This window comes from Streptomyces sp. TLI_55, from assembly GCF_900206255.1.
GTDB classification, from domain to species: domain Bacteria; phylum Actinomycetota; class Actinomycetes; order Streptomycetales; family Streptomycetaceae; genus Streptomyces; species Streptomyces aquilus.
This window is the reverse complement of the sequence record NZ_OAOJ01000001.1, coordinates 2,371,650-2,384,552: the sequence shown is the minus strand read 5'-3', so window position 1 is coordinate 2,384,552 and position 12,903 is coordinate 2,371,650. Positions and strand designations below refer to the sequence as shown.

Sequence of the window (12,903 nt, the reverse complement as noted above, 5' to 3'; positions counted from 1 at the left end):
TCCGGTTCCCGAGAACCGCTCCATCATGTAACCTGCACGAAATTTTGCGCACACGCAGAGGGCCAACGTCGTCCCTCGGCACGCAGATATGCCACTTGAGACGACGACGGGAGAGCCGATGCGTACGCCGCGCCAGCCGTCCCAGCATTCCGCGAATGGCCAGAAGTGGTCCTTCATGGATGCTCGCCCTGCTGCGCAGGGTATGTACGACCCCCGCAACGAAAAGGACGCCTGTGGCGTCGGTTTCGTGGCCACCCTCACCGGCGAGGCGAGCCATGCGCTGGTCGAGCAGGCGCTCACCGTTCTGCGCAACCTGGAGCACCGCGGTGCCACCGGCTCCGAGCCCGACTCGGGTGACGGCGCGGGCATCCTGACCCAGGTTCCGGACGCCTTCTTCCGTGAGGTGGCCGGCTTCGAGCTGCCCGAGGCCGGCGCCTACGCCGTCGGCATCGCCTTCCTCCCGGAGGACGGCACCGACGACGCCGTCTCGCGGATCGAGACGATCGCCGCCGAAGAGGGCCTCACCGTCCTCGGCTGGCGCGAGGTCCCGGTCGCGCCCGAGCTCCTCGGCGCCACCGCCCGGTCGACCATGCCCGCCTTCCGCGAGATCTTCGTCGCCGACGGCGCCGGCTCCGGCATCGAGCTCGACCGCAAGGCCTTCGTGCTGCGCAAGCGCGCCGAGCGCGAGGTCGACGTCTACTTCCCGTCGCTGTCCGCGCGGACCATCGTCTACAAGGGCATGCTGACCACCGGCCAGCTGGAGCCCTTCTTCCCGGACCTGTCCGACCGCCGCTTCGCCTCGGCCATCGCGCTCGTCCACTCGCGCTTCTCCACGAACACCTTCCCGTCGTGGCCGCTCGCGCACCCGTACCGCTTCGTCGCGCACAACGGTGAGATCAACACCGTCAAGGGCAACCGCAACTGGATGGCCGCGCGCGAGTCGCAGCTGGTCTCCGACCTCTTCGGCGACAAGGGCCTGGAGCGGGTCTTCCCGATCTGTACGCCGGACGCCTCCGACTCGGCGTCCTTCGACGAGGTGCTCGAACTCCTGCACCTGGGCGGGCGTTCGCTGCCGCACTCCGTGCTGATGATGATCCCGGAGGCGTGGGAGAACCACGACTCCATGGACCCGGCCCGGCGCGCCTTCTACCAGTTCCACTCCACGATGATGGAGCCCTGGGACGGCCCGGCCTGTGTCACCTTCACCGACGGCACCCAGGTCGGCGCGGTCCTCGACCGCAACGGTCTGCGCCCCGGCCGCTACTGGGTCACCGACGAGGGCCTCGTCGTCCTCGGCTCCGAGGTCGGCGTCCTCGACATCGACCCCGCGAAGGTCGTCCGCAAGGGCCGCCTCCAGCCCGGCAAGATGTTCCTCGTCGACACCGCCGAGCACCGCATCATCGAGGACGACGAGATCAAGGCCGGCCTCGCCGCCGAGAAGCCGTACGCCGACTGGCTGGAGGCCGGCGAGATCGAGCTGTCCGACCTGCCCGAGCGCGAGCACATCGTGCACACGCACGCCTCGGTCACCCGCCGCCAGCAGACCTTCGGCTACACCGAGGAGGAGCTGCGCGTCATCCTCGCGCCGATGGCCAAGGCCGGTGCCGAGCCCATCGGTTCGATGGGCACCGACTCGCCGATCGCCGCGCTGTCCTCGCGCCCGCGCCTGCTCTTCGACTACTTCACCCAGTTGTTCGCGCAGGTCACCAACCCGCCGCTGGACGCGATCCGCGAGGAGCTCGTGACCTCGCTGCGCTCGTCCCTCGGTCCCGCGAGCAACCTCCTGGAGCCGACGGCCGCTTCCTGCCGTAGCGTCACCCTGCCCTTCCCGGTGATCGACAACGACGAGCTGGCCAAGCTCATCCACATCAACGCCGACGGCGACATGCCCGGCTTCAAGGCCGCGACCCTGTCCGGTCTGTACCGGGTCTCCGGCGGCGGCGACGCCCTCGCCGCGCGCATCGACGAGATCTGCGCCGAGGCCGACGCCGCCATCGAGAACGGCGCCCGGCTGATCGTCCTGTCGGACCGCCACTCCGACGCCGAGCACGCGCCGATCCCGTCGCTGCTGCTCACCGCGGCCGTCCACCACCACCTCATCCGCACCAAGCAGCGCACCCAGGTGGGCCTGCTGGTCGAGGCCGGTGACGTCCGCGAGGTCCACCACGTCGCCCTGCTGATCGGCTTCGGCGCCGCGGCCGTCAACCCCTACCTGGCGATGGAGTCCGTCGAGGACCTCGTCCGCGCGGGCACCTTCCTCTCGGACATCGAGCCCGAGCAGGCCATCCGCAACCTGATCTACGCCCTGGGCAAGGGCGTTCTGAAGGTCATGTCGAAGATGGGCATCTCGACCGTCGCCTCCTACCGCGGCGCCCAGGTCTTCGAGGCCGTCGGCCTGGAGGAGACCTTCGTCGAGAAGTACTTCAACGGCACCGCCTCCAAGATCGGCGGCGTCGGCATCGACGTCGTCGCCAAGGAGGTCGCCGCCCGGCACGCCAAGGCGTACCCCGCCTCCGGCATCGCTCCCGCGCACCGCGCGCTGGACATAGGCGGCGAGTACCAGTGGCGCCGTGAGGGCGAGCCGCACCTGTTCGACCCGGAGACGGTCTTCCGCCTCCAGCACTCGACGCGTGCCAACCGCTACGACATCTTCAAGAAGTACACGGACCGCGTGAACGAGCAGTCCGAGCGGCTGATGACGCTCCGCGGGCTCTTCGGCTTCAAGTCGGACCGTCCGTCGATCTCCGTCGACGAGGTCGAGCCGGTCAGCGAGATCGTCAAGCGGTTCTCCACCGGTGCCATGTCCTACGGCTCCATCTCGCGCGAGGCCCACGAGACCCTCGCCATCGCCATGAACCAGCTGGGCGGCAAGTCCAACACCGGTGAGGGCGGCGAGGACCCGGACCGTCTGTACGACCCGGCGCGCCGGTCGTCCATCAAGCAGGTCGCCTCCGGCCGCTTCGGTGTGACCTCCGAGTACCTGGTCAACGCGGACGACATCCAGATCAAGATGGCCCAGGGCGCCAAGCCCGGCGAGGGCGGTCAGCTGCCCGGCCACAAGGTCTACCCGTGGGTCGCGAAGACGCGTCACTCGACGCCGGGCGTGGGCCTCATCTCCCCGCCGCCGCACCACGACATCTACTCCATCGAGGACCTGGCCCAGCTGATCCACGACCTGAAGAACGCGAACCCGCAGGCGCGGATTCACGTGAAGCTGGTCTCGGAGGTCGGCGTCGGCACGGTCGCGGCCGGTGTGTCGAAGGCCCACGCGGACGTCGTGCTCATCTCCGGCCACGACGGCGGTACGGGCGCCTCGCCGCTGACGTCGCTCAAGCACGCCGGCGGTCCCTGGGAGCTCGGTCTCGCCGAGACCCAGCAGACGCTGCTGCTCAACGGCCTGCGCGACCGCATCGTCGTGCAGACCGACGGCCAGCTCAAGACCGGCCGTGACGTCGTCATCGCCGCGCTGCTCGGCGCCGAGGAGTTCGGTTTCGCGACCGCGCCGCTCGTCGTCTCCGGCTGCGTCATGATGCGCGTCTGCCACCTGGACACCTGCCCGGTCGGCATCGCCACCCAGAACCCGACGCTCCGCGACCGGTTCACCGGCAAGGCCGAGTACGTCGTGAACTTCTTCAAGTTCATCGCCGAAGAGGTCCGCGAGATCCTCGCCGAGCTGGGCTTCCGCTCCATCGAGGAGGCCGTCGGCCACGCCGAGACCCTCGACGTCGAGCGGGCCGTCGACCACTGGAAGGCGCAGGGCCTGGACCTGTCCCCGCTCTTCTACGTGCCCGAGCTGCCCGAGGGCACCCCGCTGCACCAGGTCATCGAGCAGGACCACGGCCTGGAGAAGGCGCTCGACAACGAGCTCATCAAGCTCGCCGCCGACGCCCTGGCCGCCGACTCGGCGACCGACGCCCAGCCGGTGCGCGCCCAGGCCGCCATCCGCAACATCAACCGCACGGTCGGCACCATGCTCGGCCATGAGGTGACGAAGAAGTTCGGTGGCGCGGGCCTGCCCGACGACACCATCGACATCACCTTCACCGGTTCCGCGGGCCAGTCCTTCGGCGCCTTCCTCCCGCGCGGCATCACGCTGCGCCTGGAGGGCGACGCCAACGACTACGTCGGCAAGGGCCTCTCCGGCGGCCGGGTGATCGTCCGTCCCGACCGGGGCGCCGACCACCTCGCCGAGTACTCGACGATCGCGGGCAACACGATCGCGTACGGCGCGACCGGCGGCGAGCTCTTCCTGCGCGGCCGTACCGGCGAGCGGTTCTGCGTCCGCAACTCCGGTGCCCTGGTGGTCTCGGAGGGCGTGGGCGACCACGGCTGCGAGTACATGACCGGCGGTCACGCGGTGGTGCTCGGTCCGACGGGCCGCAACTTCGCGGCCGGCATGTCCGGTGGTGTCGCGTACGTCATCGACCTCGACCGGGACAACGTCAACGTCGGCAACGTGGACGCCGTGGAGGCGCTGGACGACACCGACAAGCAGTGGCTGCACGACGTGGTGCGCCGCCACGCCGAGGAGACCGCATCGACGGTCGCCGAGAAGCTGCTCGTCGACTGGGACGCGTCCGTGGAGCGCTTCAGCAAGATCATCCCCAGCACGTACAAGGCAGTGCTCGCCGCCAAGGTCGCCGCCGAGCAGGCCGGTCTCTCCGAGACCGAGATCACCGAGAAGATGATGGAGGCGGCGATCAATGGCTGACCCGAAGGGCTTCCTGAACCACGGCCGTGAGGTCGCCAAGTCCCGCCCTGTCGACGTCCGGCTGAAGGACTGGAACGAGGTCTACGTCCCCGGCTCCCTGCTGCCGATCATCAGCAAGCAGGCCAGCCGCTGCATGGACTGCGGCATCCCGTTCTGTCACAACGGCTGTCCGCTGGGGAACCTCATCCCCGAGTGGAACGACTACGCCTACCGCGAGGACTGGGCCGCCGCCAGCGAGCGGCTGCACGCGACCAACAACTTCCCGGAGTTCACCGGTCGCCTCTGCCCCGCGCCCTGCGAGGCGGCGTGCGTGCTCGGCATCAACCAGCCGCCGGTCACCATCAAGAACGTCGAGGTCTCGATCATCGACAAGGCGTGGGACACCGGTGACGTCGCGCCGCAGATCCCCGAGCGCCTGTCCGGCAAGACCGTCGCCGTCATCGGCTCAGGACCGGCCGGCCTCGCCGCCGCGCAGCAGCTCACCCGGGCCGGTCACACGGTCGCGGTGTACGAGCGCGCCGACCGCATCGGTGGTCTCCTGCGGTACGGCATCCCCGAGTTCAAGATGGAGAAGCGGCACATCAACCGCCGCATCGAGCAGATGCGCGCGGAGGGCACCCGCTTCCGCACCGGCATCGAGATCGGCCGCGACCTCAAGGCGACCGACCTGAAGAAGCGGTACGACGCGATCGTCATCGCCGCCGGTGCGACCACCGCGCGCGACCTGCCCGTCCCGGGCCGCGAGCTCAAGGGCATCTACCAGGCCATGGAGTACCTGCCCCTGGCCAACAAGGTGCAGGAGGGCGACTACGTCACCGCCCCGATCACCGCCGAAGGCAAGCACGTCGTCGTCATCGGCGGTGGCGACACCGGCGCCGACTGCGTGGGCACCGCCCACCGGCAGGGCGCGGCCTCGGTCACGCAGCTGGAGATCATGCCCCGCCCGGGCGACGAGCGGAACGCCGGCCAGCCCTGGCCGACCTTCCCGATGCTCTACAAGGTCACGTCCGCGCACGAGGAGGGCGGTGAGCGGGTCTACTCCGTCTCCACCACCCACTTCGAGGGTGACGAGGACGGCAACGTCCAGTGGCTGCACCTCACCGAGGTCGAGTTCATCGACGGCAAGCTGACCCCGAAGCCGGGCACGGAGCGCAAGATCCCCGCCCAGCTGGTCACCCTCGCCATGGGCTTCACCGGCACCGACCGGGAGAACGGCCTGGTCGACCAGTTCGGCCTGGAGCTCGACGAGCGCGGCAACATCGCCCGCGACGCCGACTTCCAGACCAACGTCCCCGGTGTCTTCGTCGCCGGTGACGCGGGCCGTGGCCAGTCGCTCATCGTGTGGGCGATCGCGGAGGGCCGCTCGGCCGCCCGCGGCACCGACCGGTTCCTGACCGGCACCAGCGACCTGCCGGCGCCGATCCGCCCGACGGACCGCGCGCTGACGGTCTGACGGCCCATCAAAGAACGTCCCGTACAACGGCGTACGGAACGCTGACGGCGCCTTCCCATCTCGTCCCCGACCGGACGATGGGGAGGCGCCGTCGCCTTTTCCCTTCAACCGGAGGGCGCCTGCGCGTCCTTCAGCCGGAGGACGCCTTCAGGCCCTCGAACTCCACCGTCGCGTCCTCCGAGTAGGCGCCCACCCGGCCCTGGCCGTACGGCAGTTCGGCGTCCGCGAACTTCACCAGCGGGGTGCCGTCGACCGCCACGGACAGCGCCGCCCCGCGCTGCTCGACCCGCACGTCGTACCAAGGACCCACTGGGTACTTCGTCCGTCCCGTCGCCAGGAAGCGCTGGCCGCCCGGGTAGGCGGGATCGCGCTTGCCGAGCTCCCAGCCGTTCGGCTTGAGGGTGATGTAGTAGAAGTGCTCCGGGTCGGTGTACGCCCAGACCAGCCACGGCACTTCCCACGGGTTCGGCTTCGGCGAGCGCAGCTGCTTCAGCGTGCGCATCCGGGCCTCGTACCGTACGTCCGTGTAGTCGGCCGTGCTCACCACCAGACCGGCGTGGGTGGTGCCCGGGTCCTCGGCGGCCTTGGGGGAGAGGGTGAGCGAGGAGTCGTCGCCGTGGTTGGCGCCCATGCCGTTGAACACCGACAGCCAGCGGCCGTGGATCGTGCCGTCGATCCAGGGCTTCGGGGGCGGGGCGTCGTCGCCCCGGCACTGGCTCACGGTGAGCGCGACGAACGCGGCGAGGGTGAGAGCCAGTGCCAGTCCGGTGACGCGGCGGCCCCTGCGTGTCATGCCGTCGAGTATGGCCCGGACGCGGTCAGCCCGACCGGGACATCGGCGGCGAAGTCCTCGGCCAGCTGGCCCAGGATGCGGCGCGCGGCCTCGCCGTCACCGAAGGGATTGCCGGCGGTCGCCATCCGCCGGTACTCGGCCGGGTCGTCCAACAGCCGTTCCGCCCAGGTGACGATCGCGTCGGGGTCCGTGCCGATCAGCCGGGCCGCGCCGGCCTCCACCGCCTCGGGCCGCTCGGTCGTCGTCCGCAGCACCAGCGAGGGCTTGGCGAGGCTCGGGGCCTCCTCCTGGATGCCGCCGGAGTCGGTGAGCACGAGGTCGCACTCGGCCAGCGTCGCCGCGAAGTCCAGGTAGTCGAGCGGCTCGACGAGCTTGATGCCCCGCTGGCCGTCGAGTTCGGGCAGCAGCGCGTCCCGTACGGCCGGACTCTTGTGCAGCGGCAGCACGATCTCCACGTCCCCGCGCCGCGCGAGCCGGGTCAGTGCCCGCCCCATGCCGCGCATCCGCTCGCCCTGGTTCTCCCGGCGGTGCAGGGTGACCAGGATGCGCTTGGGGCCTGCCCGGCGGATCATGTCGGCGTCGCGGGCGCCGGCGTCGGTGCGGAACGCGGAGGTGCCGCTGCCCTCGGCCAGCACCCACAGCAGGTTGTCGATGACCGTGTTGCCGGTGGTGAACACCTGCTCGTCCGGGACGCCCTCGTCGGTCAGATGCCGGGCGGCGGCCGGGGTCGGGGCGAAGTGCCAGCGGGCGATCCGGCCGATGAGGCTGCGGTTGAGCTCCTCCGGGAACGGGTTGTCGATGACGCCGGTGCGCAGGCCCGCCTCGACATGGGCGACCGGGATCTTCTCGTAGAAGGCGGCCAGGGCACCCGCCAGCGCGGTGGTGGTGTCCCCCTGCACCACCACCAGGTCCGGCCGCTGTTCGCGCAGTACCGTGCCGAGTTCCCGGACCAGCCGGGCGGTCAGGTCGGAGAGCTGCTGCCGGGTGCGCATCACGTCGAGGGCGATGCGGACGTCGACGCCCAGCATGCCGAGCATCTGGTGGAGCATCTCGCGGTGCTGGCCGGTGGTGACGACGATCGGCTCGAACTGCGGGCCGGCGGCCATCGCCCGTGCCACGGGCGCCAGTTTGATCGCTTCCGGCCGGGTGCCGAGCACCAGCATGGCGTGCACGGGCATGGTTGTCGCAGGTGTGGACATGGGTGCCCCCCTTGGGCATGCGTGATCGGCGCAGCGATCACGTGAGGGTGATGAGAGATGAGGCGAGGACCCGCGCCGGGACCCGGCGCGGCCTGAATGTCCTCAGTGGAGCGGTACGGGTGTCGTCAGGTGCGTGCCGTCTTCAGCCAGCCCCGCTGGCCGGTGAGCATCCGCCAGAAGCCCCACCAGCCGGCCGCGAACCAGATGTAGCCGTAGAAGACGAAGACATGGGCGAGCAGGACCGACCGCACCAGGCCCAGCTCGCGCTCCCGCTTGGCGTACACGTAGCCGTACGCGTAGGCGGCGGTGAACGACAGCAGGTACGGGCCCAGCAGCCACATGGGCGAGACCAGCGGGTGTCCGACCTGGACGGAGGCCACGGTGGTGGCGCCGACGGCGACGAGGAAGGACAGCGGCAGCAGCGAGGTGAGCAGGATCAGCACCGGGCTGGAGAGGTGGTACAGCAGGTCGACCGCGGCCTTCGTGGGGACGTCCCTGAGGATGAGCGGGACGAGTCCGGCGGACTGCAAGTGGCCCTGGAACCAGCGGGATCGCTGGCGGATCAGGCGCCGCAGGCTGAGCACGGCCTGCTGGGAGACCGCGGCGGTGGTGCAGTGCTGGTTGGTCCAGCCCTTGGCGATCAGCCGTACGCCGAGGTCGAGGTCCTCGGTGAGGCTGTCGCTCCACGGGCCGTCGCCGTCCAGGGTGTCGAGCGCCGACAGCCGCATGAACTGCCCGTTGCCGCCCATGCCGACGCTGCCGATGTAGCGGCGGGCGCTCTGGAAGACGTCGCCGTAGACGACGAACTCCATGTCCTGCATGCGGGCGAGCAGCCCGAGGTGCCGGTTGTACATCCGGACGCAGACCTGGACCGCGCCCGTCCTCGGGTCGTCGAAGTACGGGTCGACCGACTGCACGACATGCGGATCGAGCCGTCCGTCGGCGTCGACCACGCACAGGACCACGTCCGCCGGGTCGTGGCCGGCGAGCAGGCCGGACGCGCGCAGATGCCGGACCCCGTCGTTGAGGGCGGCGCCCTTGCCCTTGCGGCAGTTCGGCGGGGTACGCCGATGCACGCGGACCAGGCTCGGATGGGCGGCCCGAGCGATCTGGAAGGTGCGGTCGTCCGAGCCGTCGTCGATGACCAGTGCCATGAAATTCCGGGCGGGCAGCGAAGTGATCCGCGCCAGGCTTTCGGAAAGCACTTTCTCCTCGTTGAGGCAGGCGAGAAGAAATACGTAGAGCCGATCTCTCCGGTCGGTCCGGGAACGGCGAATTCTGCGCCTCGACAACACAAAGAGACTCGTGTTGTAGCACCCGGCCATAATGATCAGAGTGATGCTCGACCACAGGAGCAGTTCAGTGATCATGACCGCTCCCGGCGCCGACCTGCATCCTTTCTCCGGCCCGCGTTCTTTGTGCCTGGCGGCGCAGTCGTATCCGGGCCAGCAATATCAGGCAAGCCGTCAGGCAATAGAACAGAAATCCGACTCCCGCCGTTGCCTGTAGCGCTTTGGCCAAAGGTAGGCCCGGTACAGCTTCTGGCGCGGCCATCGCCCCTGCCAGGGGCAGCAGAGCCCCCAGGGCGGGTCGTCCGTACATTGTCCCCCCACATTTCACAGCGCGTCCCCATCGCGCCGAGGTGAACGTAGCAGACGTCGAGGGCGACTCAGAAGTCATTCCGAAAAAGGACAAGTCCGATCTTCCGGTAGGGTCTGCCGGCACTCGGGAATTCACCCTTCGGTCCATTGACACCGTTCTGGCCGGTCAGAAGAATCGGTGACTTCCCATTGGAAAAACCTTTGCCAAGAAAAGGCAAAGTGGGGGGAATGATCGTGAGACCGTTGATCCGTCCTCGGCGACGAGGAATCTCGAAGTTTTCCGTGCTCCTGCTGCTGATCGCCGCCCTGTTGAGCGGCACTTTCCTGGCCGCCGGCGCGCAGGCCGCGCCCAAAGGTCATGGACATGGCCATGAAAGCGTCGGCGGGAAATCCGGACTGAATCGCATCGACCTCAAAGGCTGGGCGAAGGCCCAGCTCAAGGCCGACGACGCCCGCCGTGCCAAGGCCCCCGCGAAGGCCTCTGCGACCACGCTGTCGACCACCGCGGTCTTCCCGGCCCGCACCGCCACGGCCGTCACCCGCCAGGCCGCCCTGCTCCGGGCCGCCGACGCCGACGTCGCCGCCGCGGCCGACCCGAGCACCCTCGTGCTCTATGACACGGCAGGCCCCTACGGGCAGTTGGGCGAGCTGTACGCCATGGCCGCGGCCAACCTCGCGGGCCACTTCGGCACCGTGACCGCCAAGCCGGTCCAGCAGTACACGGCCGGCCTCGTCGACTCGTACACGGCCGTGATCTACATCGGCTCGACCTACTACTGCTGCGACATCCCGGACGCCATCCCGGCCGCCTTCTACCAGGACGCCGCCACCACGACCAAGCCCGTGCTGTGGATGGGCGCCAACATCTGGAACATGGCGAACTCGGTGGGCGTAGCCCAGTTCACGCAGAAGTACGGCTGGGACCCGACGACGTCGTACTACGAGGACGGCGGATCGATCGGCACCGTGACGCAGGTGACGTACAAGAACCAGGCCCTCACCAGGAAGATCCCGGCGGGCCAGGACGGCGGAGTGCTGCGCCCCAACGTCCTCACCGGCCCCGGCTACCCCGCCGTCACCCGGCTCGCGGAGGGCCTCGACGCCTCCAACGGGCACACCTTCGGATGGGCGGTCCGCTCCTCCAACCTCACCTACATCGGTGAGATCCCGTTCGCGTACGTCTCCGAGAGCGACCGGATCATCGCCCTGGAGGACCTCCTCTTCGACGCCCTCGCCCCGGCCACCGCCGAACGGCACCGCGCGCTGCTGCGCCTGGAGGACATCAGCCCCGACTCGGACCCGACCGAGCTGCGCGCCACGGCCGACTACCTCAAGTCCCAGAACATCCCGTACGGCATCAACGTGATCCCGGTCTACAAGGACCCCAACGGCACCTACAACAACGGCGTCCCGCAGACGATCACACTCGCCCAGCGCCCGCAGGTCGTCAGCGCCCTCAAGTACATGCTCGCCAGGGGCGCGGTCCTGATGGACCACGGCTACACGCACCAGTACGGCAACGTCGCCAACCCCTACAACGGCGTCACCGGCGACGACTTCGAGTTCTACCGGGCCCACGTCGACGCCTCCGACAACGTCGTCTACGACGGCCCCGTCGCCGAGGACTCCACCGTCTGGGCGCAGGGCAGAGTGACCAGCGCGCTGGCCGCGTTCGCCGCCGTCGGACTGCCGAAGCCGACGCTGTGGACCACCCCGCACTACGCGGGCTCGGCCACCGACTACAAGGCCATCAGCGCCAACTTCGCGGCCCGCCTGGAGCGTTCGCTGTACTTCTCCGGAACGCTCAGCGGCAACTCCGCCGGACCCAACGTGTTCATCGGCCAGTTCTTCCCGTACGTCGTCAAGGACGTCTACGGCACCAAGGTGCTGCCCGAGAACATCGGCAACTACGAACCCGACGCCTTCAACAACCACCCGCCGAGGCTGCCGGCCGACCTGATCGCCTCGGCCAAGGCCAACCTGGCCGTCCGGGACGGGTTCGCCAGCTTCTTCTACCACCCGTACTACCCGACCCAGCCGCTCAAGGACACGGTCAACGGCATCAAGGCCCTGGGCTACACCTTCGTCAGCCCGACGAGCCTGTGAGGGGCACCACCATCAGGGGAAGGGTCGTCGCCGCGGCAGCGGCGGCGGCCCTCCTCGCCGCCGCGGGCTGTACCACCACCGGCGCCTCCGACCACAAGAAACCGGCGGCCGGCATGCGCGGCATCACCCTGCCCTCCTGGTACCGCACCGACTACGACAGCCCCGCCGCCCCCCGCTACCTCCAGGACATCAAGGCCACCGGCGCCCGCTGGGTCACCTTCACCCCCACCTGGTACCAGCGGCTGCGCAGCGACACGGAGATGCACCGCACCGAGGAGACCGCGAGCGACGCGAGCCTCACCCGGATCGTGCACCGTGCGCATCGGCTCGGCCTGAAGGTGATGATCAAGCCGCACGTGGACCTGCCCGGCGACGGCGACCGCGCCGAGATCCGCCCCCGCGACCGGGCCGCCTGGTTCACCTCGTACCGCCGCTTCATCGCCCACTATGCCGACCTCGCGGCGGACACCGGCGCCGAGCAGTTCGCGGTCGGCACCGAACTCGCCGGGGTCTCCGGCGACCGCGAGGACTGGACCCGCGTCATCGCGGCGGTCCGCGACCGCTACGACGGCACCCTGACCTACGCCGCCAACTACGACGAGTACGCCAAGGTCCGCTTCTGGAAGCGGCTCGACCTCATCGGCATCGACGCCTACTGGCCGCTCGCGGAGAAGCCCACCACCGACGTCGGCCGACTGCGCCGCGCCTGGCGGCCGATCACCGAGGAACTCGCCGCGTTCGCCGAACGGTACGACCGGCGCGTGCTGTTCACCGAGGCGGGTTACGTCAGCCAGCGAGGCACGACCACGGCACCGTACGCCTGGGACCTCAGCGACCACACCGGCGACGCCGAACAGGCCGCCGCCTACCGGGCGTTGCTGGACACCTTCACCGGGCGCCGCTGGTGGGCCGGCGTCTGCTGGTGGATGTGGGACGACTGGCCGGACAGCGGCGAGACACCGGCGAAGCTGGCGTATTCGCCGCACGGGAAGGCGGCGGAGGGGGTGTTGCGGGAGGAGTGGGGCTCCTGAGGCACCTTG

General features: G+C 69.5%; 7 protein-coding genes. 4 read left to right on the top strand and 3 right to left on the bottom strand.

Going from position 1 to position 12,903, the window contains the following annotated elements; all coding sequences use genetic code 11:
* Positions 1–118: 118 nt before the first annotated feature.
* Entirely contained in the window at positions 119–4,711 is a 4,593-nt protein-coding gene (gene gltB / locus CRP56_RS11115) for a glutamate synthase large subunit (protein ID WP_097262783.1), read from the top strand.
* On the top strand, positions 4,704–6,164 hold the full coding sequence (locus CRP56_RS11110) for a glutamate synthase subunit beta (RefSeq protein ID WP_097262782.1): 1,461 nt from the start codon (positions 4,704–4,706) through the stop codon (positions 6,162–6,164). Before gltB ends, CRP56_RS11110 begins: the two co-directional genes overlap by 8 nt.
* 130 nt (positions 6,165–6,294) lie before the next feature.
* Here CRP56_RS11110 and CRP56_RS11105 read toward each other — a convergent pair whose 3' ends face one another.
* The 3 genes from CRP56_RS11105 to CRP56_RS11095 all read right to left on the bottom strand — a co-directional run bounded on the left by CRP56_RS11105 (position 6,295) and on the right by CRP56_RS11095 (position 9,481).
* Positions 6,295–6,957, bottom strand: coding sequence for a calcium-binding protein (locus CRP56_RS11105; protein ID WP_179850985.1), 663 nt, complete (start codon positions 6,955–6,957; stop codon positions 6,295–6,297).
* Positions 6,954–8,156, bottom strand: coding sequence for a non-hydrolyzing UDP-N-acetylglucosamine 2-epimerase (gene wecB / locus CRP56_RS11100; protein ID WP_097262777.1), 1,203 nt, complete (start codon positions 8,154–8,156; stop codon positions 6,954–6,956). Before wecB ends, CRP56_RS11105 begins: the two co-directional genes overlap by 4 nt.
* A 125-nt stretch (positions 8,157–8,281) precedes the next feature.
* Positions 8,282–9,481: a glycosyltransferase family 2 protein gene (locus tag CRP56_RS11095; RefSeq protein ID WP_257041908.1), complete on the bottom strand. Its 1,200-nt coding sequence runs from the start codon at positions 9,479–9,481 to the stop codon at positions 8,282–8,284.
* Between the two features lie 558 nt (positions 9,482–10,039).
* Here CRP56_RS11095 and CRP56_RS11090 point away from each other — a divergent pair.
* On the top strand, positions 10,040–11,863 hold the full coding sequence (locus tag CRP56_RS11090) for a polysaccharide deacetylase family protein (RefSeq protein WP_257040569.1): 1,824 nt from the start codon (positions 10,040–10,042) through the stop codon (positions 11,861–11,863).
* Complete coding sequence (locus CRP56_RS11085; protein ID WP_097262770.1) at positions 11,860–12,894, top strand: glycoside hydrolase family 113; 1,035 nt, start codon at positions 11,860–11,862, stop codon at positions 12,892–12,894. Before CRP56_RS11090 ends, CRP56_RS11085 begins: the two co-directional genes overlap by 4 nt.
* The last annotated feature ends 9 nt before the right edge of the window (positions 12,895–12,903 follow it).

Coding starts and splice junctions, on each gene's coding strand:
- gltB (WP_097262783.1), top strand. CDS start 119: ATGCGTACGCCGCGCCAGCCGTCCCAGCATTCCGCGAATGGCCAGAAG.
- CRP56_RS11110 (WP_097262782.1), top strand. CDS start 4,704: ATGGCTGACCCGAAGGGCTTCCTGAACCACGGCCGTGAGGTCGCCAAG.
- CRP56_RS11105 (WP_179850985.1), bottom strand. CDS start 6,957: ATGACACGCAGGGGCCGCCGCGTCACCGGACTGGCACTGGCTCTCACC.
- wecB (WP_097262777.1), bottom strand. CDS start 8,156: ATGTCCACACCTGCGACAACCATGCCCGTGCACGCCATGCTGGTGCTC.
- CRP56_RS11095 (WP_257041908.1), bottom strand. CDS start 9,481: ATGGCCGGGTGCTACAACACGAGTCTCTTTGTGTTGTCGAGGCGCAGA.